The sequence below is a fragment of the Micromonospora sp. NPDC049903 genome (assembly GCF_044460945.1).
Lineage (GTDB): Bacteria > Actinomycetota > Actinomycetes > Mycobacteriales > Micromonosporaceae > Micromonospora.
In genome coordinates this window covers 1-21,258 of sequence record NZ_JBITKL010000048.1, presented here as the reverse complement: position 1 = coordinate 21,258, position 21,258 = coordinate 1, and the positions used below count along the sequence as shown (strand labels likewise).

18 protein-coding genes, 1 tRNA gene and 1 pseudogene are annotated in these 21,258 nt (G+C 72.5%); 7 read left to right on the top strand and 13 right to left on the bottom strand.

The window, feature by feature from the left end; genetic code table 11:
- Nucleotides 1-357: 357 nt before the first annotated feature.
- From cobA to cobC, 3 genes are read right to left on the bottom strand one after another with little or no spacing between them, the layout of a single operon-like run.
- Nucleotides 358-1,605: a uroporphyrinogen-III C-methyltransferase gene (gene cobA / locus ACIBO1_RS31790; protein WP_396752934.1), complete on the bottom strand. Its 1,248-nt coding sequence runs from the start codon at nt 1,603-1,605 to the stop codon at nt 358-360.
- On the bottom strand, nt 1,602-2,684 hold the full coding sequence (cobT, locus tag ACIBO1_RS31785; protein ID WP_396752938.1) for a nicotinate-nucleotide--dimethylbenzimidazole phosphoribosyltransferase: 1,083 nt from the start codon (nt 2,682-2,684) through the stop codon (nt 1,602-1,604). The genes cobA and cobT overlap by 4 nt, the downstream gene beginning before the upstream one ends.
- Nucleotides 2,684-3,766, bottom strand: coding sequence for an Rv2231c family pyridoxal phosphate-dependent protein CobC (gene cobC, locus ACIBO1_RS31780; protein ID WP_396752932.1), 1,083 nt, complete (start codon nt 3,764-3,766; stop codon nt 2,684-2,686). Before cobC ends, cobT begins: the two co-directional genes overlap by 1 nt.
- A 121-nt stretch (nt 3,767-3,887) precedes the next feature.
- Here cobC and ACIBO1_RS31775 point away from each other — a divergent pair, with 121 nt between their 5' ends.
- Nucleotides 3,888-6,020: a transglycosylase domain-containing protein gene (locus ACIBO1_RS31775; RefSeq protein WP_396752930.1), complete on the top strand. Its 2,133-nt coding sequence runs from the start codon at nt 3,888-3,890 to the stop codon at nt 6,018-6,020.
- A 25-nt stretch (nt 6,021-6,045) separates the two neighbouring features.
- Here ACIBO1_RS31775 and ACIBO1_RS31770 read toward each other — a convergent pair whose 3' ends face one another.
- A complete protein-coding gene (locus tag ACIBO1_RS31770) occupies nt 6,046-7,500 on the bottom strand; it encodes a cobyrinate a,c-diamide synthase (RefSeq protein WP_396752928.1) in 1,455 nt (484 codons plus the stop codon).
- Between the two features lie 235 nt (nt 7,501-7,735).
- On the opposite strand from ACIBO1_RS31770, the gene ACIBO1_RS31765 reads away from it, so the two are divergent.
- A complete protein-coding gene (locus ACIBO1_RS31765) occupies nt 7,736-8,587 on the top strand; it encodes an SURF1 family protein (RefSeq protein WP_396752926.1) in 852 nt (283 codons plus the stop codon).
- A gap of 5 nt (nt 8,588-8,592) precedes the next feature.
- Here ACIBO1_RS31765 and ACIBO1_RS31760 read toward each other — a convergent pair whose 3' ends face one another.
- The 4 genes and pseudogenes from ACIBO1_RS31760 to ACIBO1_RS31745 all read right to left on the bottom strand — a co-directional run.
- Entirely contained in the window at nt 8,593-10,161 is a 1,569-nt protein-coding gene (locus tag ACIBO1_RS31760) for an ATP-dependent DNA ligase (RefSeq protein WP_396752925.1), read from the bottom strand.
- Between the two features lie 64 nt (nt 10,162-10,225).
- Complete coding sequence (locus ACIBO1_RS31755) at nt 10,226-10,432, bottom strand: hypothetical protein (RefSeq protein WP_350700240.1); 207 nt, start codon at nt 10,430-10,432, stop codon at nt 10,226-10,228.
- Between the two features lie 63 nt (nt 10,433-10,495).
- Nucleotides 10,496-11,851 (bottom strand): dipeptidase, encoded by a 1,356-nt coding sequence (locus ACIBO1_RS31750; protein WP_396752936.1) that lies wholly within the window; start codon nt 11,849-11,851, stop codon nt 10,496-10,498.
- A pseudogene (locus ACIBO1_RS31745) lies at nt 11,844-12,681 on the bottom strand (uridine kinase); the annotation flags it as partial. The pseudogene ACIBO1_RS31745 and the gene ACIBO1_RS31750, both read right to left, overlap by 8 nt.
- Here ACIBO1_RS31745 and ACIBO1_RS31740 point away from each other — a divergent pair.
- Nucleotides 12,616-13,017 (top strand): rhodanese-like domain-containing protein, encoded by a 402-nt coding sequence (locus ACIBO1_RS31740; RefSeq protein WP_350700279.1) that lies wholly within the window; start codon nt 12,616-12,618, stop codon nt 13,015-13,017. The pseudogene ACIBO1_RS31745 and the gene ACIBO1_RS31740 sit on opposite strands and share 66 nt — an antisense overlap.
- A gap of 52 nt (nt 13,018-13,069) precedes the next feature.
- Here ACIBO1_RS31740 and ACIBO1_RS31735 read toward each other — a convergent pair whose 3' ends face one another.
- The 3 genes from ACIBO1_RS31735 to ACIBO1_RS31725 form a co-directional block, all read right to left on the bottom strand.
- Nucleotides 13,070-14,608 carry a cobyric acid synthase gene (locus ACIBO1_RS31735; RefSeq protein ID WP_396752923.1) on the bottom strand — a complete coding sequence of 513 codons (1,539 nt, stop codon included), beginning with the start codon at nt 14,606-14,608 and terminating at the stop codon, nt 13,070-13,072.
- The gene (locus ACIBO1_RS31730) at nt 14,605-15,591 is read right to left on the bottom strand and encodes a cobalamin biosynthesis protein (RefSeq protein WP_396752921.1); all 987 of its coding nucleotides are present in this window, start codon (nt 15,589-15,591) and stop codon (nt 14,605-14,607) included. Before ACIBO1_RS31730 ends, ACIBO1_RS31735 begins: the two co-directional genes overlap by 4 nt.
- Before the next feature lie 72 nt (nt 15,592-15,663).
- Nucleotides 15,664-16,572: a single-stranded DNA-binding protein gene (locus ACIBO1_RS31725; protein WP_396752919.1), complete on the bottom strand. Its 909-nt coding sequence runs from the start codon at nt 16,570-16,572 to the stop codon at nt 15,664-15,666.
- Between the two features lie 334 nt (nt 16,573-16,906).
- On the opposite strand from ACIBO1_RS31725, the gene ACIBO1_RS31720 reads away from it, so the two are divergent.
- From ACIBO1_RS31720 to ACIBO1_RS31705, 4 genes are all read left to right on the top strand, one after another.
- Entirely contained in the window at nt 16,907-17,332 is a 426-nt protein-coding gene (locus ACIBO1_RS31720) for an HPF/RaiA family ribosome-associated protein (RefSeq protein ID WP_350700232.1), read from the top strand.
- Nucleotides 17,333-17,392: 60 nt separating this feature from the next.
- A complete protein-coding gene (locus tag ACIBO1_RS31715; protein ID WP_396752917.1) occupies nt 17,393-17,599 on the top strand; it encodes a hypothetical protein in 207 nt (68 codons plus the stop codon).
- Between the two features lie 82 nt (nt 17,600-17,681).
- Nucleotides 17,682-18,701: an alpha/beta hydrolase gene (locus ACIBO1_RS31710; protein WP_396752915.1), complete on the top strand. Its 1,020-nt coding sequence runs from the start codon at nt 17,682-17,684 to the stop codon at nt 18,699-18,701.
- Between the two features lie 186 nt (nt 18,702-18,887).
- Nucleotides 18,888-18,963: transfer RNA gene (locus ACIBO1_RS31705), tRNA-Arg, on the top strand.
- Here ACIBO1_RS31705 and ACIBO1_RS31700 read toward each other — a convergent pair.
- Together ACIBO1_RS31700 and ACIBO1_RS31695 are read right to left on the bottom strand one after the other, a co-directional pair.
- Nucleotides 18,964-20,319 (bottom strand): tyrosine-type recombinase/integrase, encoded by a 1,356-nt coding sequence (locus tag ACIBO1_RS31700; protein ID WP_396752913.1) that lies wholly within the window; start codon nt 20,317-20,319, stop codon nt 18,964-18,966.
- 263 nt (nt 20,320-20,582) lie between these two features.
- Nucleotides 20,583-20,984 (bottom strand): hypothetical protein, encoded by a 402-nt coding sequence (locus ACIBO1_RS31695; RefSeq protein ID WP_396752911.1) that lies wholly within the window; start codon nt 20,982-20,984, stop codon nt 20,583-20,585.
- Nucleotides 20,985-21,258 lie beyond the last annotated feature (274 nt).

Sequence of the window (21,258 nt, the reverse complement as noted above, 5' to 3'; positions counted from 1 at the left end):
GCTGCACACCCCCCCCCCCCCCCCCCCCCCCCCCTGGGGGGGGGCCCCCCCCGGCGGCGTCTGCGTCTGCGGTGGCAGAGATGTTAGGAGGGGTCCCTTCCTATACACCAGGCGATAGCAGGGGACCCCTCCATACAAACAGCCAAACCAAACCCAACCCACCGCGCGACCGGGGAACAACGAGCGGTGGAGCGTCGTTGTACCGGGCGTCGGTGTGATCCAGTGTCCCCGGGCCTCACCTAAATCGCCGTCGCGGAATACCGTTCGGCTGGAGCCGCGTCGCGCCACTCGCCGAGAGGCGACCTGCACACCGACCTGCTGGCCGGCACCCCACTCGGGGTGCCGGCCGGTCGCGTTTCAGTCGGACAGGTCGAGAGCGGTGACCACGTCACCGAGTACGACCACGGCGGGCGGGCGCAGCCCCGCGTCGGCCACGGCGGCGGCCACCTCACCGAGCGTGGCGCGTACGACCCGCTCCGAGCCGGTGGTGGCTTCCTGGATCACGGCCGCCGGGGTGTCGGCCGGTCGGCCGTGGGCCAGCAGGGTGGCGGTGATCGCCGGCAGGTTCTTGAGCCCCATCAGGATCACCAGCGTGCCCCGGAGACCGGCCAGGGCCTCCCAGCGCACCAGCGAGTCCGGCGAGTCGGGCGCGACGTGGCCGGACACCACCGTGAACTCGTGGGCCACGCCCCGGTGGGTGACCGGGACGCCCGCCGCTGCGGGGGCGGCGATCGAGCTGGTCACGCCGGGCACCACGGTCACCGGTACGCCGGCCTCCGCGCAGGCCAACAGTTCCTCGCCGCCCCGGCCGAAGACGTACGGGTCGCCGCCCTTGAGCCGGACCACGAAGGACCCGGCCAGTGCCCGGTCGACCAGGATCTGGTTGATCTCCTCCTGCGCGCGGGACGGGCCATACGGGATTTTGGAGGCGTCCACCAGTTCGACGCCGGAGCGCAGCTCGTCCAGCAGCAGGCCGGGCACCAGCCGGTCGGCGACCACGACGTCGGCCTCGGTGAGCAGCCGCCATCCCTTCAGGGTGATCAGTTCGGCGTCACCCGGCCCGGCACCGACGAGGGCGACCTCGCCGCCCCGAGCAGTTCGGGTGTTAACAAGGGGCCCTTCCTCTACCGGAGGCGTTAATAAGGTGCCCTTCCTTACCTGCAGGAGGGTGCGGATGGCGTCTCGGACGGTCATCGCGCGGTGCGGGTCGCCGCCGCCGAGGACGCCCACGGTCACCGGGCCGTGTCGGGTCACCGCCGGGGTCCAGGCGGTCGCCGCCTCACGGTCGTCGGCGCGTACGCAGAAGATCCGGCGTTCGGCGGCGGCGGCGCTGACGGTGGCGGCGGCGACCGGGTCGTCGATGGCGACCTGCACCAGCCAGGCGCCGTCGAGGTCCTCGGGGACGAAGCGGCGCTCTGCCCAGCGCAGCCGTCCGGCGTCGGCGTGGGCGCGCAGTGCCGGACTGATCTCGGGCGTCACCAGCAGCACGTCCGCACCGGCGTCGAGCAGGGCGGGTACCCGGCGGGTGGCCACCGCTCCCCCGCCCACCACGACCACCGGGAGGCCGGCCAGGCGCAGTCCGAGCGGATAGGGGTTGACGGTCACTTCTCGGCCACCCCGGCGGAGTCGAAGGTGGCGACCTCGTGCAGCACCCGGGCCGCGCCGGTGACCACGGGCAGGGCCAGCAGGGCACCGGTGCCCTCGCCCAGCCGCAGGCCGAGGTCGATCAGCGGGTCGAGGCCGAGCCGGCGCAGCGCGACCGTGGCGCCCGGCTCGGCGGAGCGGTGACCGGCGATCATCGCGCCGACCGCGTCGGGGGCGAGCGCCGCGGCGACGAGCGCGGCGGAGACCGCGATCACGCCGTCCAGCAGCACCGGTACGCGTCGCGCGGCGGCGCCGAGCACGAACCCGGTCAGGGCGGCGTGCTCCAGCCCGCCGACGGCCGCGAGCACTCCCAGCGGGTCGTCCGTGTCGGTGGCGTGTCGGTGCAGCGCGGCCCGCACCACCTCGATCTTGTGCTGGTACGTCGGGTCGTCGACGCCGGTGCCCCGGCCGGTCGCCTCGGCGGCGTCGACCCCGGTGAGGGCGGCGATCAGGGCGGCGGCCGGTGTCGTGTTGCCGATGCCCATGTCGCCGGTGAGCAGGATCTTCGCGCCCGCGTCGACCAGCTCTCCGGCGATCCGGATGCCGACCTCGATCGCCGCCGTGGCCTCCTCACGGGTCAGCGCGGCGGTGACAGTCAGGTCGCGGGTGCCTCGGCGTACGGGGGCGGTGACCAGTCGGGGCAGCCCGTTGTTGGCGTCCGCGTCGGTCGGGTCGGGGGCGGGCAGCGGGGTGGCCACCCCGACGTCGACCACGGTGACCGAGGCGCCGGCCTGCCGGGCGAACGCGTTGACGACGGCGCCGCCGGCCAGGAAGTTGCCGACCATCTGCCCGGTGACCTCCTGCGGCCAGGGGCTGACCCGCTGGGCGTGCACGCCGTGGTCACCGGCGAAGATCGCCACCGCGGCCGGGGTCGGCAACGGTGGCGGGCAGGTGCCGGCCAGGCCGGCGAGGCGTACGGACAGCTCCTCCAGGGCACCCAGCGAGCCGGCCGGCTTGGTCAGCCGGGCCTGCAACTGGCGGGCCGCGGTCATCGCCGGCTCGTCGAGCGGGCCGATCGCCGCGATGGTGGTCTCCAGCATCATGCCTCCAGGATCTCCGCCAGCACCTCGATGAACGCGTCCGTGGTCGCCCGATCCCGTACGGCGATCCGCAGCCAGTCTGGTCCGAGTCCCGGGAAGGTGTCGCCCCGGCGTACCGCCCAGCCGCGTTCGCGCAGGTCGGCGCGGAGCCGGTCGGCACCGGGCCGGTGCACCAGGACGAAGGCGCTGGCCGGGCGGCCGGCGACGCGTACGCCCGGCAGGGTCGACAGCCGGTCGACCAGGTGGGCGCGGTCGTCGGCGAGTTGTGCGGCGATGGCGCGTTCGGCCTGGACCGCGACGTCGGTGGCGCAGGCGGACGCGGCGGCCAGGGCGGGGGTGGCGACCGCCCAGAGCGGCTGTACGGCGGCCAGCCGCGCCAGCAGCGCTGCCTCGCCGAGCAGGTAGCCGATCCGGAGTCCGGCCAGTCCCCAGGTCTTGGTGAGGCTGCGGACGACCAGCAGGCCGGGCAGGTCACGCCGGGCGGCCAGCGACTCGGGTTCGCCGGGTACGCCGGGCGCGGTGGTGGTGTCGGCGAACGCCTCGTCGATCACCAGTACCCGGCCGGGGCGGGCCAGGGCGGCCAGGTCGGCGGCGGGGTGCAGGACCGAGGTGGGGTTGGTCGGGTTACCGATCATGACGAGGTCGGCGTCGGCCGGGATCCGGTCCGGGTGCAGCCGGAAGTCGTCGGCCGCGTCGAGCAGTACCCGCTCCACGGTGTGCCCGGCGGCCCGCAGCGCGGCCTCCGGCTCGGTGAACTGCGGGTGCACCACCACCGGTCGGCGTACCCCACGCAGCGCCTGGGCGAGCAGCACGAAGCCCTCGGCGGCACCGGCGGTGAGCAGCACCTCCTCCGGCGGGCGGCGGTGCCGGGCGGCGACGGCGGCGCGGGCCGGACGCGGGTCCGGATAGCCGGCGAGGTCGGCCAGGGTGGCGCTGATCGGGTCGGCCAGCCAGGCCGGCATCGGGGCGCGCCGGACGTTGACGGCGAGGTCGACCAGGCCGTCGCCGACCTCCGCGTCACCGTGGTGCGCGAGGTCGGGTTCGGGTGTCGGATGGGACGCTCCAGTGAGCGGACCGTGCATGCCCGCGATCCTGCCGGGAAGGCGGCGCGGGCGACAGCAGCCCGTGGAGTGCTCCGCATCACCACTGATCACTTCATGAGTATTTCTCATGTATGAATCGGAAATGTCATAACTTATCCCTGTGAGTAACCGACCCCTTGCCGCCGCAGGTCGACTCGTTCCTCTCCTCCGCGCCGGACTGATCGCCGGTGTCGTCGTCGCCGCCGTCGCGTACCCCGTGGTCGCCGTGACCGGCCTCGGCGCCAAGGCCACCGCGCACGCCGTGGAGAGCAAGACCCGCCTGCTGGCCACCGCCCTGCCCGCCGAGACCTCCTACCTGTACGCGCCCGACGGCAAGACCGTGCTGACCATGTTCTTCGAGGAGTACCGGCAGTACACCAAGCTGGCCGACATCTCCCCGCACATGCAGCAGGCGATCGTCGCCGCCGAGGACAACCGCTTCTATCAGCACCACGGCGTCGACCCGAAGGGCGTCGCCCGCGCCTTCGTGGCCAACGCCCGCTCCAGCGGCGTCTCCCAGGGCGCCTCCACGCTGACCATGCAGTACGTGCGGATGGCGCTGCGGGACAGCGCCACCACGCCCAAGGAGGTGCAGGAGGCCACCGCGCAGACGCCGATCCGCAAGGTCAAGGAGATGCGGATGGCGGTCGACCTGGAGAAGGAGCTGAGCAAGGAGGACATCCTGGAGCGCTACCTCAACTCCGCGTACTTCGGTCACCGCGCGTACGGCATCTACGCCGCCAGCGAGATCTTCTTCTCCAAGACGCCGAAGGAGCTCACCCAGGTCGAGGCGGCCACCCTCGCCGGTCTGGTGAAGTCCCCGTCGCAGTACGACCCGGCCAGCTCCGACCAGAAGGACGCCACCACCCGGCGCAACTACGTGCTCGACAACATGGCACGGCTGGGTTACCTGTCGCCGAACGCCGCCGAGGCGGCCAAGGGCGAGCCGATCCGGTTGCGGCTGACCTACCCGCCCAACGACTGCGCCGCCGTACCCGAGAAGTGGAACAGCTGGGGCTTCCTCTGCGACTACCTGAAGAACTGGTGGAGCGCCCAACCCGCGTTCGGCAAGAACCGGCTGGAACGCCTGGACAAGCTGCGGCGGGGTGGCTACCGCATCGTGCTGAGCATGGATCCGAAGGTCCAGGAGGCGGCGGAGAAGAACGTCGGCACCGAGGGCAACACCGGCAGCCCGTTCGCCAACGGCATCGTGGTCTCTGAGCCGGGCACCGGCCGGGTCAAGGCGATGGCGGTGAACCGCACCTACTCGCTGCAGGTGGACGAGAACCCGCTCAGCTCCAACCCGGAGGCGGGCCCGAACGTCCGGGCCAACTACCCGAACACGGTGGCACCGCTGATGGGCGGCGGCGACCTGCCGGGCTACCAGGCCGGGTCGACGTTCAAGATGTTCCCGATGCTGGCCGCGCTGGACGCCGGCATGACGCTGAACACCACCTTCAACGCGCCGCACAGCTACCGCTCCGAGATCTACGACGGCTGGCAGCCGTCGAACGCCAGCGGCGCGATGAGCGGTACGCAGACCATGTGGTCCGGCTTCGGCAAGTCGGTGAACACCTACTTCGTCTGGCTGGAGGAGCAGGTCGGGGCGGAGAGGGCCGTCCGGCTCGCCGAGCAGTTGGGGCTGCGCTGGCGTACCGACGTGGACCGCGACCACGCCTCACCGGCGAAGGCGAACAAGTGGGGCGCGTTCACGCTCGGCGTCTCCGACGCCACCCCGTTGGAGATGGCCAACGCGTACGCCGCGATCGCCGCCGACGGGCGCTACTGCGAGGCGATCCCGGTGAACGCGATCTACAACCGGGACGGTACGCCCGCGATGTTCACCACCCCGGGCGGTATCGAACGCGAGATCGCCAAGCCACGGTGCCGCCAGGTGGTCAACGCCGACGCGGCGCGGGCCGCCACCGACGCCGCCCGCTGCCCGACCGGGGACACCCCGGCCAAGGGAAGCTGCGGTGGCTGGTCGACCGCGGACAGCGTGCGCGGCACGGTGGGCCGCCCGGTGGCCGGCAAGACCGGTACCACGGACAGCACCCGGTCGGCCTGGTTCGTCGGCTACACCCCGGAACTGGCGGCGGCCAGCTTCATCTCCGACCCGGACAACCCGTTCAACGCGGTCGGCGACGGCCAGTCGCAGATCCCGATCGCGGCGGTCTCGAACACGCTCCGCGACGCCCTCAAGGGCACCCCGACGCGGGACTTCGTACCCCCGTCGGACCGCATAGTCGGCTGACGCCCGGCACGCGCCGGAGCGCCGCTCAGGCCGGCGCTCCGGCGGCCGGTTCGGCCGCCACCACACCGGCGGGCGCAATCGGGACGCCCAGATCGGGACCGGCCGGGATCGCGGCCGGCTCGGTGGCCGCGGCAGCCACCAGGCGCCCGGCGATCCGTGGGTACGCGGCCCAGTGCGGGACGAGCTGGGAGGCGTGCACGCCGCGCCAGACGAAACCCTCCGGCGCGCCGCCCGCCCAGCCCCACGCCGGACGCGGCCCACCCCGTGGGGTGAGCACGGCGCGGTGCTCCTTGTGCCCGGTCACCACCTCGCCCCGGGTCGCCACCACGCTGTCGCTCTGGGCGGTCGCCTCGCGGTAGCCGACCACCAGACCGTCCCGGATGCTGCCGATCGCGTCGAGCACCCCGCACATCGGCAACCCGTCGAGTTCCCGGGCCAGCCAGAGCAGCCCGGCCCCCTCGGCGACGACCGGCCGACCGGTACGCGCCAACTCGGCCACCGCGATGCAGAGCCGCCGGTTGGCGGAGAGCTGCTCGGCGTACGACTCGGGCAGCGCGCCGCCGACCACCAGCGCCCGGGTGCCGGCCGGCAGCACCTCGTCGACGAAGGGGTCGAGCGTCACCACGTCGGCACCGGCGGCGCGCAGCAGCTCGGCGGTCTCGGCGTGGCTGAAGCTGCCGCCCGGTCCACCGGCCACCGCGACCAGCGGACGTCCGGCACCGGCCGGCACCGGCGGGGCGCCCGCCTCCGGGTGCGGCGACCACGGCGGCACCGCGAGTTCGGGGGCAGACCGGGCCAGCCCGTGCAGCCGTTCCAGGTCGACGGTGGCGGCCACCGCCTCGCCGAGTCGGCGGACCGCCCGGGCGGCCTCGCCGCCGTTCTCCAGCACCGGCATCACCCCGTGCCGACGGCTCGGCAGCACGGCCGGCAGGTCCTGGCGGCGCAGCGCGCCGTAGACGGGTATGCCGATGTCGTCGAGCGCCTCGCGCAGCAGCGTCTCGTGTCGGGCGGAGGCGACCCGGTTGAGGATCACGCCGCCGATCCAGAGCTGCTCGTCGTACGCCCGGAAGCCGTGCACCAGGGCGGCCACCGACTGGCCCATCGCGGCGACGTCGACCACCATCACGACCGGGCTGCGCAGGGCGGTGGCGACCGCTGCGGTCGACTCGGTCTCGCAGCGTCCGCTGAGGCTGTCGTAGAGGCCCATGCTGCCCTGCACCACGGCGAGCCCGGTGTCGGCGGCACCGTGCAGCAGCAGCGGCGCGAGCCGGTCGGTGCCCAGCAGCCGAGGGTCCAGGGTGCGCCCGGGTCGGCCGGCGGCGAGCCCGAGATAGGCGGCGTCGACCGGATCCGGGCCGATCTTGAACCCGGCCACGTCGAGACCACGATCGGCGAACGCGGCGAGGATGCCGATCGCCAACGCGTTCTTGCCGTGCCCCGACGAAGGGGCACTGAGCACCAGACGCGGCACGACGGTCATCATCGACTCCTCGCGGGCGGCGAGCGGCCGACCGTCGGCGCGCCCCGTGCGCGTGACGATAGCCCACGTCGGTCGCCCGTAGGCGCCGCCCGCCGCCCCGATCCGCTTCGATCCGCCCGACCGGAGCGGACCGCCCCGACACCGACACGCTCCGTCGTCGATCGGCCCTTTCCCGGCCGTCACGTCGACGGGCGGGGCGGCGCAGTGGTGACGGTCATACGGGTAGCCTCGTGGCGTGTACCGGTTCCTGCTGACGCCACGCTGGCTGGGCATCCTCGCGCTGACCCTGGTCCTCGCCACGATCATGGTGATGCTCGGCAACTGGCAACTGGACCGCTACCACGGCCGGACGGCGGTCAACGAACGCATCGACGCCGGGTTGCGGATGGACCCGGTGCCGCTGCGCGAGGCGGTGCCCGCGCCGACCGGTGGCCCCGGCAGCGCCGGCCCGGCACCGGCCGATGACCGGACGTTCATCCGGGTGATCGCGACCGGCCGGTACGACACCGACAACGTGGTCCTCGTCCGGGGCCGGACGGTGGAGAGCAAGGTCGGCTTCGAGGTGCTCACCCCGCTGGTGCTGGCCGACGGCACCGCCGTCCTGGTGAACCGGGGCTGGATCCCACCGGCGCCGGGCGGGGCGATGGCCCAGCCCGAGGTGCCGGCGGCACCGCCCGGCGAAGTGACCGTCGAGGGCCGGGTGCACGCCAGCGAGAGCGGTTCCGGCAACGTGGCCCGACGGGAGGGCCGCCTGGAGACCCGCCGAGTCGCCGTGCCGCAGCTCGCCGCGCAGTTGCCGTACCCGGTGCACGGGGCGTACGTGCTGCTCGACGAGCAGACCCCGGCCGCCGACCCGTTGTTCCGCGCGGTGCCGGTGGGGCACGCCAACAACTGGCAGAACCTCGGGTACGTCGTGCAGTGGTGGATCTTCGCGGCGATGACGCTGTTCGGCTACGGCTGGATCGCCCGTCGGGAGGCCCGCCGGCTGGCCGGTGTGACCGACGACGACCTCCCCCGCGACCGGGCCGCCGACCCTGCACCGAACAGCCCCGCCGCGAGCAGCTCTGCCCCGACCAGCCCCGCCTGAACCGGTCAGCCGCCCGTGCGGCCGGCGTGGATGGCGCGTACGGCGTCGATGGTGTCGGCCTCGGCGGCGGTCTTGTCGTCGCGGTAACGGACCACCCGGGCGAACCGGAGCGCCACCCCGCCCGGATAGCGTGAGCTGGTCTGCACCCCGTCGAAGGCGATCTCGACCACCTGCTCGGGCCGGACCCGCACCACCCAGTCGCCGCGCTCGACGGAAAGCTCCAGGAACCGTTCGGTCTGCCAGCGCAGCAACTCGTCGGTGAGCCCCTTGAAGGTCTTGCCGAGCATCACGAACCCGCCGCCGGCCGGATCCCGCGCCCCGAGGTGCAGGTTCGACAGCCAGCCCTTGCGCCGGCCACTGCCCCACTCGACGGCGAGCACCACCAGGTCGAGGGTGTGCCGGGGCTTCACCTTCACCCAGGCCGCACCGCGCCGACCGGCGTCGTAGGGCGCGTCGGGCGACTTCACCACGACGCCCTCCTTGCCGGCGTCGAGCGCGGCGGCGAACGCCGCGCCGGCCTGCTCCGGCCCGTCCACCTCGATCCGCCCGACCAGCACCGACGCGTCGACGGTGGCGGCGAGCGTGGCCCACCGCTCGCGGCCGGGCAGATCGATCAGATCCGCGCCGTCGAGGTGCAGCAGGTCGAAGAAGTACGGCGTGAGCACGGTCTCGCCGGTCCGGGCGGCGGCGGCGCGGACCGGCGGGGCGACGGATGCCCCGCCGCCCCGGCGGGCGGCGGCGCTGGACGTCTGCTGGAACGGCAACGGTCGGCCGGTGGCGTCCAGCCCGATCGCCTCCCCGTCGAGCACCAGCTCCCGGGCGGGCAGGGCGCGGACGGCGGCGACCACCTCGGGCACCCGGCCGGTGATCTCGTCGAGGCTGCGGGTGAACACGGCGATGTCGTCGCCGCTGCGGTGCGCCTGGATGCGGATGCCGTCCAGCTTCACGTCGACCACGGCGGGCGCGCCGGTGGCGGTGAGCGCCTCGTCCACCGTGGCGGCGCTCTGCGCCAGCATCGGCGCCAGCGGTCGCCCGACCCGCAACCCGAACTCGGCCAGTGCCGGGGCACCGCCGTCGAGCGCGGCCACCGCGACCGCCCGCAGGTCACCGGCGAGCAGCAAGGCCCGGCGTACCGCGCCGACCGGCACCTCGGCGGCCCGGGCGATCGCGTCGGCCAACAGCCCGGCCTGGGCGCCCTGACGCAGCTCGCCGAGGAAGAGGCCGGTCAGGACGCGTTGCTCCTCGGCGGTGGCGGCGGTGTAGAGCGCGGCCACCAGAGCGCGGCGACGGGCCTGCGAGCCCGCGCCGTGCACCGCCGCGATCTCGTCGATCGCCGCGTCGACCCCGGCCACGGTCAGCGTCGCCTCGGCCGCCGGTGGCGGCAGGTCGCGCAGCGCGGCCCAGCCGACCCCGGTCTGTCGCTGGCGCAGCTCGCCCGCGAGCCAGCCGGCTCCGGCCGCCACCTCGTCCGGATCGAGCCGCCGCAGGGCGTCGGCGAGCAGCTCGACCTTGGCCCGTCGGCCGCTGACGGCACCGACGGCTGCGGAGGTGGCAGCCAGGTCGAGGAAACGCACGACCTCATCCTGCCAGCCACCCCCGACAGCGGGTGTCACCTGCGGGGGAAGCTGCTCCGGCGGGTCAGGCCGGGACGGGCTCCTCGACCCGCAGGCCGCGCGCGCGGACCTCCTCGGCGATGCGGGACAACGACGCGTCCACGGCGACCAGAGCGGCGGACAGCTCGGCGAGCTGTTCCTTGAGCGTGGCCTCCGGCCACGCGGAGACGTCGACGTCCCCCAGAGCGCTGACGGCGGCCTCCATACGGGCCATCACCTCGTTCGTACGCATGTTCGAGAGGCTACAACAGCCGCGCGTCCGACACGCCGGAAACAGCCACCATTTGCGCGAAAGTCACCGAGTCGGGGCCGTGCCCGCCTCGGCCACCTTGGCCAGCAACAACGCCTCGGCCAGGCAGACCCGGGCGAACTCGCCCAGGTGCAGGCTCTCGTTCGGCCCGTGCGCCCGCGCGTGCGGGTCCTCCACGCCGGTCACCAGGATCGCCGCCTGCGGGAACATCTCCTGGAAGGTGGCGATGAACGGGATCGACCCGCCGACACCGATGTCCACCGGGTCGGTGCCGTCCCAGGCGGCGCGGAAAGCCGCGCGGGCCGCGTCGAAGACCAGGCCGGAGGCGTCGATGACGCAGGGCGCGCCGTCGTGCTCGAAGGTGACGTCGACCTGCGCACCCCACGGCGCGTACCGCTCCAGGTGGTCGCGCAGCGCGAGGTACGCCTGCTTCGGCTCGTCGCCCGGTGCCAGCCGGAGGCTCAGCTTGGCCTTGGCCGCCGGCACCAACGCGTTCGGCGCCTCGGCGGTGGCCGGGGCGTCGATGCCGAGCACGGCCAGCGCGGGCCGGGTCCAGAGCCGGTCGGTGATCCGGCCGGAGCCGATCAGGCGTACGCCCTCGGCGAGCCCCGCCTCGGCCCGGAACCGGTCCTCGGGGTAGTCGACGATCGCTTCGTCCCGACCGACCAACCCCTCCACCGCCACATTCCCGGCGTCGTCGTGCAGAGTGGCCAGCAGCCGGACCAGCGTGGTGAGCGCATCCGGCACGGCACCGCCGAACATCCCGCTGTGCACCGCGTGGTGCAGGGTGCGTACCTCGACGAAGCAGTTGACGACGCCGCGCAGCGAGGTGGTCAGCGCCGGTACACCGACGTCCCAGTTGGTCGAGTCGGCGATCACGATGACGTCCGAGGCGATCTTCTCGCGGTGGTCGGCGAGCAACTGCTCCAGCGAGTCGGAGCCATACTCCTCCTCCCCTTCGACGAACAGCACCACGCCCACGGGCAGGCGGTCACCGAAGGCCCGCAACGCGGCGACGTGCGCCATGATGCCGGCCTTGTCGTCGGCGGCACCCCGGCCGTAGAGCCGGCCGTCCCGCTCGACCGGCTCGAACGGGTCGGACTCCCACAGCGCCCGGTCCCCGACCGGCTGCACGTCGTGGTGGGCATAGAGCATGACGGTGGGCGCGCCGGGCGGGGCGGCCTTGCGGCCGATCACCGCGGGCTGGCCGTCGGCGCGCACGATCTCGACGTCGAGACCGCAGCCGCGCAGCAGCTCGGCCACCGCATCGGCGGAGCGCTCCACGTGCGAGTGGTCGAATCCCTCGAAGGCGATGCCCGGGATACGGACGAGGCGTTCCAGGTCGGCCCGGACGCCGGGCAGTTCCCGGGTCACGGCCTCCCGCAACTCGGACTCGGTCATGATCGGTGTGGTCATGACCGGCATGGTATGCCGCCCCGACCTGCGGTTCCCGGCCGAGCCAGATAGTAGTGACGGTCATCGTGCGGCAACCCGGGGTCACCGTCGACCACCAGGTCGGCCCGTGCCTGCGTGTCGTCGGCGGCGAAGTGCGCCTGCTCGGTGTCGTGCCACCGGCACAGCTCCGGCAGGATCCCCGGGCCGTCGCGCGCCACCGCCCGGGCCAGCCGCAACGACTGCGGGGCGGTGACGAAGACGGCCAGCGTCAGGTCCGGACCGGCGGCGGCCCGGGACGTGCTGACCCCCTCGACGATCAGCACCGGCGCCACCGGCACCGACACCGGCTCGGGCCGGAAACACCGGCGTACCCAGTCGTAGCACCGGTACGACCCGGCGCGGCCGGACCGCACCGGCCGCAACACGTCGCGCTCCAGTCGCGTCCAGAAGGTGAGCTGGTCGTCCCACCCGTCGAGCAGGTCGTCGGTGTGCACCACCGGCGGTCGTACCGCCTCCGGCCCGATGCCGCCGAGCGCATCGGCCAGGCGCGCGGCGAACAGCGTCTTGCCCGCCCCGCTCGGCCCGTCCACGGCCACCAGCCGGGTACGCCCCAACCGGGCCGGTGCCGCCAGCACCCGCCCCGCCAGTCCGGCGTACGACTCGAAGACCGCCACCACGGAGACCGACGTTACCGATCGGGTTGTCCCACACCGCTTCGGACCGCCTGTCGAGAAGCCGCACGGCATGATCGTGGCGTGTCCCATTCCGTGATGAGTCCCGGCGTCGAGGCGTTGCTGGAGCAGGCCCGTTCGGGCATGACCCGGCTGACCCCACAGGAGACGGTGCAGGCCGCCGCCCGGGGTGCCCTCGTGATCGACACCCGCACCGACGGGCAGCGGCGGGAGCAGGGCGACCTGCCCGGCGTCATCGTGATCGACCGGACCGTCCTGGAATGGCGGCTCGACCCGGCCAGCGACTGGCGGATCCCCGAGGCCACCAACTACGACATGGAGGTCGTCGTGGTGTGCCGCCAGGGCTACAGCTCGAGCCTGGCGGCGGCGAGCCTGCGCGCGCTCGGGCTGCACAAGGCGACCGACATGATCGGCGGTGTGGAGGCGTGGCGCTCGGCCGGAATGGCCTTCTCCGACCAGCCCGCCGACGTCCGCTACTGAGGCCGGGCGGCGCGAGACGCTGACGCCGGGCCTCGGCTGGTGCAGGCGGCGGCTAGCCGGGTACGCCGGGCGGGATGAACGGCAGGTCGGCGGGGGGCCCGGACTCGACGAGCCGACGCAGGGCGGCGGTGTCGAGGTGTTCTTCGACCAGGTCGCCGAGCAGGTCGAGGGTGCGTTCGCGGGCGGCGGCGAAGGAGGTGTCCGGGGCGACCCGGAAGCCGGTCCGACCGGCCAGGCGGGCGGCCCGGTCGAGGAACCAGCGGCGGAACTCGTCGGACTCGAAGGTGCCGTGCCAGTGCGTACCGTGCACGACCCCGGACACCATGCCCTCGCCGGCACCGGCGGCGTCGTGCAGCAGCGGGGTCGCCTCCGGGTCGGCGGCGGAGACGTACCCGTGGTGGATCTCGTAGCCCCGGACCGGAAGCCGGTCGGCGGCGGTGCCGACCGCCTGGCGGACGGTCTTGCGCGGGTCGAAGGTGATCTCGATGGGCAGCAGCCCGAGGCCGTCGACGCTGCCCCGGCGGCTCTCCACCGGGTCGTGGATGGCCCGGGCCAGCATCTGGAAGCCGCCGCAGATGCCGAGCAGCGGTCGACCGGCCGCGACGTGCGCGGTGACCGCGTCGGCGAGGCCGGTCTCGCGTAGCCAGGCCAGGTCGGCCACGGTCGACTTGGAGCCGGGCAGCACGACCAGGTCGGCGGCGGCCAGCTCGGCAGGCTCGACGGTCAGCCGGACCCGCACGCCGGGCTCGGTGGCGAGCGCCTCCACGTCGGTGGCGTTGCTGATCCGGGGCAGCCGCACCACCGCCACGTCGAGCCACTCGGTGCCGTGCGGGGCGGCCGGGCGGCCGAGCACCCGGCCGTAGGCGAGCGAGTCCTCGGCGTCCAGCCACAGGTCCAGCGCCCAGGGCAGGACGCCGTACGTCGGGCGGCCGGTGAGCTGCCGCAGCGAGTCCAGCCCGGGGGCCAGCAGGCCGACGTCGCCTCGGAACTTGTTGACCACGAACCCGGCGATCAGTGCCTGGTCGGCGGGTTCGAGCAGGGCCAGCGTGCCGAACATGGCGGCGAAAACGCCACCCCGGTCGATGTCGCCGACCACGATCGTCGGGAACCCGGCGTGCCGGGCCAGCCCCATGTTGACGTAGTCGCCGTCGCGCAGGTTGATCTCCGCCGGGCTGCCCGCCCCCTCGCAGATCACCACGTCGTACTCCGACCGCAACTCGGCCAGTGCCGCGTACGCGGTCTCCGACAACCGGGGACGCAGGGTCCGGAACGAACCGGCGGTCATCGTGTCGACCGCCTCGCCCAGCAGCACCACCTGACTGCTCAGGTCGCTGCCCGGCTTGAGCAGCACCGGATTGAACCGCAGGTCCGGGGCGAGCCCGCAGGCCGCCGCCTGCATCGCCTGCGCCCGCCCGATCTCGCCGCCCCGGCCGTCCGGCCCGACGACCACGGCGGAGTTGTTCGACATGTTCTGCGCCTTGAACGGCGCCACCCGTACGCCCTCGCGGTGCAACCAACGGCAGATGCCGGCGGTGAGCACGCTCTTGCCGGCGTCGGAGGTGGTCCCGGCGACCAGCAGGCCACCGCTCACCGCGTGCCCGTGAGGCGTCGGGCCACCGCGCCGACCAGCCGGCCGACGGTCACCGGGTACACCGCCGCGAGGCCGAGCGCGGCCAGGCCGACGGCACCGGAGATCCGGGCGGCCCGAGGCAGGTGCCGGGCCTCGGGACGGGGACCGTCACCGAGGAACGGCCGCACCTCGGACCGGCCGAAGTAGACGTTGCGCCCGCCGAGCCGCACACCCAACGCACCGGCCATCGCCGCCTCGCACTGCCCGGCGTTGGGGCTGGGGTGGTCGTCGCGGTCCCGACGCCACACCCGCCAGGCCCGCTCCCGGTCGCCCTTGCCGGCCGGCGCCAGCGCGACGGTCAGCAGGCCGGTCAGCCGGGCCGGCACCAGGTTCAGCAGGTCGTCGAGCCGGGCGGCCGGGGTGCCGAACCGGGCGTAGCGCGCGTTGCGGTGGCCGACCATCGCGTCGAGGGTGTTCACCGCCCGGTAGCCGAGCAGGCCCGGCAGCCCGGCCACCGCGCCCCAGAACAGCGGGGCGACCACCGCGTCCGAGGTGTTCTCGGCCACCGACTCGACCGTGGCCCGGGCCAACTCCGACTCGTCGAGGGTCGACGGATCCCGACCACACAGGTGTCCGAGCCGCGCCCGGGCGGCCGGCAGGTCGCCACCGCGCAGCGCACGTCCCATGATCCGCGCCTCGTGCCGCAGGCTCTGCCCGCCCAGCACCGCGAACGTGCCGGCGGCGACCAGTGCCGCGCGGGCCAGCGGCTGCCGCCGGGTCGCGTACGCGAGGGCGGCCCCGGCCAGCACCGGCCCGCCGACACTCAGCGCGGTGTGGGTGCCACCGGCCAGCCGGTCGGGCCGGTAGAGCCGACGTTCCAGGGCGGCGGCGGCCCGGCCGAAACCGGCGACGGGATGGCCACGACGTGGGTCACCGAAGTACGCGTCCAACGCGTACCCGGCGACGAGTCCCGCCGCGTTCGCCACTGCACCCGCATGCCGCACCCGCACCACCTCCGGCCGGCCAGCCTAGCCGAGCCCGGCCACCGGAGCCGCCGGTCGACCGCGCCGCCCAGGTCAGACGGGCTGCGGCGTTCGGCCCCGCCCGCGCCGGCCGCGCCCGGTCACCGTCGCGCCGGTGCCGGACTCCGCCGGTGCGTCCGCCGAGGCTGTGGTGGGCTCCTCGGCGTCGCCGCCCACCTCGGCCGACTCGGACCCATCCGGCGTGCTGTCACCCGGGCCCGGGAGATCGCCCGCAGCCGAGAAGCCGCCCGTGCTCGGGAGGTCGCCCGCGAGGCCGCCCGTGATCTGGAAGTCGCCCGTGCCGGAGAAGCCGTCCGCCCCGGTGCGACCGCCCGTGCCGGAGATGCCGCCCGTGCTGGCGATGCCGTCCGCCCCGGCGATGTCGCCCGTGCCGGGGAGGTCGTCGAAGGGGTCGGTCTCGCCCAGGCGCTGCGGGTAGCCGGTGCCCGCGGGGACGTACTCGGACAGCTCGAAGTCGTCGTCCAGCGCCCCGTCCTCGGGCAGGGCGGGCGCGTCGTCGTCCGAGACGGCCTCGGTCAGCTCGCCGTGCACCCGCTGCTCGGCCTCGGCGTCCGAGATGGTGCTGGTCGCCAGGTTCGGCTTGTTGCGCAGGAAGCGCCCACGCCCCCGGGACAGGTCGTGACCCACCGCCACGGCCTCCAGCTCGTAGAGGGTGCGGTGGTTGCCAGCGTCGTCGGTCCAGTCACGGGTGTAGAGGCGACCGCAGACGACCACCGGGTCACCGACCATCACCGAAGACGCGACCCCCTCGGCGAGCTTCCGCCAGCAGTTGACGCGTACCCGCAGGCTGTTGCCGTCCACCCAGCGCCCGCTGTCCCGGTCGAGGCGGCGGGCGGTGGAGGCGACCTTGAAGTTGGCCACGAGTGTGTTGCTCTGCGTGGTGCGACGCCACTCGGGGGCGGTGAGCACGTTCCCGACGACCGTCACGTAGGTATCGAACATCGTTCCTCCAGCGGAGATCCGGGTCGGCTGGTACCGACTCGCCGCCCAGCCTCGGGCCAGGCGGCCCACCCGAGCAGCCCCTCCGGTCGTACCTGTGGACAACCTGGCGGCCTGTGGACGAACGCCTGATCAAGGTCCCGATGTGCTAGGCCGACCGACCCTGCCCGGCCCGCGCCCGGCGGCGGACGATCGATTCGCACAGGAAACCGTCAGGTTCCGGAGCGGTCCGCCTGGGTAGGAAATCGCCAACCGCACCTGCGACGTCGAACGAAAGGTCAGCGATCATGATGATGACCATCGCTTGTTCCGCCCGCGTCCCTGGTCAGGTGCAGCGATGAGCGAGAACCCGGCCACCGTGGAAAAGTGTCTGCGAATGGGCGCCGGCTTCTCGCAGGCCGACCGCGACTGGATCGTGACCCAGTTCGCCACGCTCGACGCCCGTCTGGCCGGCTTCCACGCCGACTCCACCGAACTCGAACTCTCGGTCAAGGACCGGGAGGCCAAGGGCCAGCGGGTCACGCTGGAGTGCTGGATCGCCGGTCGGCAGAAGATCGTCACCACCTCCTCCGAGGAGGACCTGCGTGCGGCGCTCAACGACGCCCGTGACGACCTGCGCCGCAAGCTCAACGACTCCAAGACCCGCCAGGAGCCGCGCAACAACAAGCACCTGCGGGTCACCACCCCGCCCGGCGAGCCGACCCCGGTCGAGGAGTTGGCCGAGGAACTGGCCACCGCCGGGACGAAGACCGACGAGAGGTGACCGTGTCGCCGGTCGGGCACGCGTCCGGCCGGCGGCGCTGAACAGGGAGAGGTGAACGGCATGCCCAACGTGCAGCAACCGGAGATGCGCCGCAGCGGCGAGACCCGGCTGGTCCAGGACAGCGACGGACCGATCCCGGGGGGTGGCTCCGAGACCAAGAAGGAGCACCGGACGGTCCCGGTGGACCAGGTCTCGCCGTACGGGCCGGATCGTGGGCGGGCCGCAACCTCGCACGAGCCGACCGATCGCGACGCCCACGGCGACTGACCCGCCGCACAGTAGTAGCCCCCGTCCCACGCTGGGCGGGGGCTACTACCGTCCGGTAGCTTCCCGGCGTACCGTCGGTCCGGTGGAACCCGACGTGCTGGGCCCGCCCTACGAGCGGCACACCATCGACCTTGGCCGCGACGACGAGGGACCGGTGGTCGCCACCCTGGTCCGCCGCCGGGCCGAGCGACCCACCGGGCGCGCGGTGCTCTACGTGCACGGCTTCGTCGACTACTTCTTCCAGACCCACGTGGCCGACTTCTTCGCCGCCCGGGGCTGGGACTTCTACGCACTCGACCTGCGCAAGTACGGCCGAAGCCTGCTCCCCCACCAGACCGCCAACTTCTGCCGCGACCTGGCCGACTACTTCCCGGAACTGGACGCCGCCGCCCAGATCATCCGTACCGAGGACGAACACGACACGCTGCTGGCCATGGGCCACTCCACCGGCGGACTGATCGTCTCGCTCTGGGCAGACGCCCGCCGCGACACCGGGCTGGTCGACGGCATCTTCCTGAACAGCCCCTTCTTCGACCTCAACGCCCCCTGGTTCGTGCGTCGACCCCTCGCGGCCGCCGTCGCGCGCCTGGGCCGTCGGGCACCCCACCGCGTCCTCCCCTTCGGCCTCGGCACCGTGTACGGCGAGAGCCTGCACGCCGACCATCGCGGCGAATGGAGCTACGACCTGGCCTGGAAGCCGCTCGCCGGATTCCCCGTTCGGGCCGGCTGGCTCAACGCCGTCCGCACCGGCCAACGCCGACTGCGCGCCGGACTGGACATCCCGGTGCCGGTGCTGCTGGCCTGCTCGACCCGCTCGTTCCGGGGCGTCAAGTGGCACGATTCGGCGACCCTCGCCGACGCCGTCCTCGACGTCGAACACATGGTCCGCTGGGCACCCCGCCTCGGTCAGCACGTCACGCTCGCCCGCTTCGACGGCGGCCTGCACGATCTGACGCTGTCCGGCCCCGCCGTACGCGACAAGGTCCTCACCGAGGTGGGCCGCTGGGCGGACGCCTTCCTCGACGCCGGACCGACGCCCCCTCCCCCACCGGCCCCACGCCGCCCGGCCGACAGCGAGTCCTCCTCGCACGCCGCCCCCTGATCCACGGGCCCGCATGAGCCACCGGTCCGCCTGAGCCACCGGTCCGTGGGCCACCGGTCCGCCTGGGTCCGCTGAGGCCGTGGATTCGCAGGTGCGCGGCGTCCAGGGCGCGTGCGACGCTGACCGGGCACCCGTTCCGTCGCGCCGGGCCGGTGCGGCGGTACCCTTCTCGCGCGATACCACAGCGCGCCCGTAGCTCAGCGGATAGAGCAGGGGACTTCTAATCCCAAGGCCGCAGGTTCGAATCCTGCCGGGCGCACCATCATGCAGCCGGGTTGACCTGCTTCTTCTTGCCCTTCTTACGATCTTTCTTAGAGCCGCCCTTCGATGCGATGGCCCCATGTGAGCCCGAGGTGAGCCCGGGGGTGCGCTTGCCCCGGCGAGACACCAAGCGAGCCGTAGCCTCGGCCGCTTCCAACGCCAGCTCAGGCAGCACAGCCGTGTACGTGTCGGCTGTGAGCGCATGCGACGCGTGCCCGAGCATCGCCTGTACGACCTTCAGCTTGACCCCGGCCTTGAGAGCCATCGTGGCCGCCCCATGGCGTAGATCGTGTAGGCGGATCGGCGGGAGGTCCAAGCACCGCACCAGCCGGTCGAAGTGGTCCGACAGCCACGTCGGCACTATCCACTCGCCGTTGGGCCGGGTGAAGAGACGGCCACTCTCCACCCACGCCGGCCCAGCCTTCTCGCGCGCCTTGCGCTGCCGCTTGTTGTGACGCTTGATCACCTTCACGCTGTCGCTGTCGAGGGCGACAATCCGGTCGCCCGCCTCACTCTTGGGCGCGTTCTCCTCAATCTCGCCGTTCACGTCCACAAGCTGTGTAGCGACCGTCAACGCCTGGCCCTTGAGGTCAACGTCCTCTGGCCGCAGCCCGCATGCCTCGCCCCGCCTCAGGCCGCGCAGGGCAATAAGGTGAAACAGCGCGTACAGCTCGTCATCGGCAACACCCTCAAGGAACGCGATCGTTTGCTCAGTGGTCCACACCATGACGGGCGACGGCCTCTTCCCAGTGGCCCGCCATTGCGCAACCCGTTCATCAGTCCACACAAGCCCCTTCGGCCGCTTGACCGGGTCTAGCTCGACGTGGGCCGCCGGGTTGAACGTGATCAGCTCTTGCTCGATCGCGTCGTTCAGTGCAGCGCGAAGGGTTGCTCTGATGTGCCGTCGCGTCGTCGGTCCGACCACCCGACGAAACGGGGGCATTTCGGCAATCGCGGCACGCGCGGCGCGGCGACGCTCACGGCCCTTGAGCGCCTTGAGTTCTTCGACCGCGGTCCGCCGCAGCGCGTTCGCTTCCTCGATCTCAATGTTCCGCTCGACGACCGCGTTGAACATCTCCGTCAGGTGCGACACACGAAGCCGGTCTAGACGGACTTCCCCGATACGCGGCTTGAGGTGAAGTCGGATGTCCCGGGCGTAACGGTCGAGCGTGCTGGAGCGGATCTTGCGGCCAGCAAGCCAACTCTCGAGAAACTCTCCGACAGTGATGCGTGCCGTCAGCGACTGCCCGCTACGGAACTTGCGCCGCGTCTCTTCAAGGTCGGGCAGCGGCTCCCGATCGGACGCGACGCGCTCCAACAGGTCACCCAAGCGCCGACGGCCGTCTTCGTCATCCACATCAGGAAGAGCAAGCAACGCGCGTACGGCGTCCAGGTCTGCTTGAGCCTCAGCGGCCGACGTGTAGCCGGACCGGCGCCACGTGCGACGTTCGCCTCCAGTGTTCGGTGGAAGCTCCTGGCGGGCCCCCCAGGTGCCGTGTCGGCGATTGTTGAGCTGGGGGCAGGATTGCCCACGCTGCTTGCCGGTCCGAGGATCTCGGCACGCGCACCGACGAAATACTGACCCTCTCAAGGTTCCTCCTTGGGAAAGAGAAGTGGTACCTATAAAGGTACCACTTCTTGTCGACTGACCGCGAAGGGAATGATCCGATGCGACGACGCCGGGCTGTCGAGATCGCTCAAGGGTTGCCAGCACTTCCAAGTGAGGAAAAACGCGATCAGCAGGTCAAAATCCGACTCACCCTCAGCGAGATTGACCGTCTGGTAGCCCTGCGACCAGACCTCACCGCTTCGGGAATCGTCGCCCTCCTCGTCGATGACGTACTGAAGGGGCGTCACGCTCCCCCATGGATGGTGAGGCCAGATGACGGACTGGACACCAAGTAGTTCCAGGATGGCCGGAACAGGCACGGGGTAGTTTCGCCCAACGCGCAGCACCAGCACCAGCACCAGCACCAGCACCAGCACCAGCACCAGCACCGAGAAGTTGCCGCACTTAGCCAAGGCGTAAACCTTGCGCAACCCGGACCCGGAATCGCTCCAGCCGTCGTCAAATCCGTACCAGGCCGAGGAATTGGACCGTCTCGATCATCTATTCCTGGCATAATCGCGCCTATCACACGCTCCTTAAGGCTTGTCAAGCCCGCGAGATCCGGAACGACCTATATCGCTCGCGGTAGCCACTAAAGGGTGTCTCGTAACTCGGTGAAGGCGTTGCCGGGCAACGGTACTGGTGTCATCCGGTGAGGATGATGTTGTGGAGGTGGGCGATACCGGA

Coding starts and splice junctions, on each gene's coding strand:
- cobC (WP_396752932.1), bottom strand. CDS start 3,766: ATGCACGGTCCGCTCACTGGAGCGTCCCATCCGACACCCGAACCCGAC.
- ACIBO1_RS31725 (WP_396752919.1), bottom strand. CDS start 16,572: ATGTTCGATACCTACGTGACGGTCGTCGGGAACGTGCTCACCGCCCCC.
- ACIBO1_RS31715 (WP_396752917.1), top strand. CDS start 17,393: ATGCCCAACGTGCAGCAACCGGAGATGCGCCGCAGCGGCGAGACCCGG.
- ACIBO1_RS31720 (WP_350700232.1), top strand. CDS start 16,907: ATGAGCGAGAACCCGGCCACCGTGGAAAAGTGTCTGCGAATGGGCGCC.
- ACIBO1_RS31755 (WP_350700240.1), bottom strand. CDS start 10,432: ATGCGTACGAACGAGGTGATGGCCCGTATGGAGGCCGCCGTCAGCGCT.
- cobT (WP_396752938.1), bottom strand. CDS start 2,684: ATGCTGGAGACCACCATCGCGGCGATCGGCCCGCTCGACGAGCCGGCG.
- ACIBO1_RS31750 (WP_396752936.1), bottom strand. CDS start 11,851: ATGACCGAGTCCGAGTTGCGGGAGGCCGTGACCCGGGAACTGCCCGGC.
- ACIBO1_RS31740 (WP_350700279.1), top strand. CDS start 12,616: ATGAGTCCCGGCGTCGAGGCGTTGCTGGAGCAGGCCCGTTCGGGCATG.
- ACIBO1_RS31770 (WP_396752928.1), bottom strand. CDS start 7,500: ATGACCGTCGTGCCGCGTCTGGTGCTCAGTGCCCCTTCGTCGGGGCAC.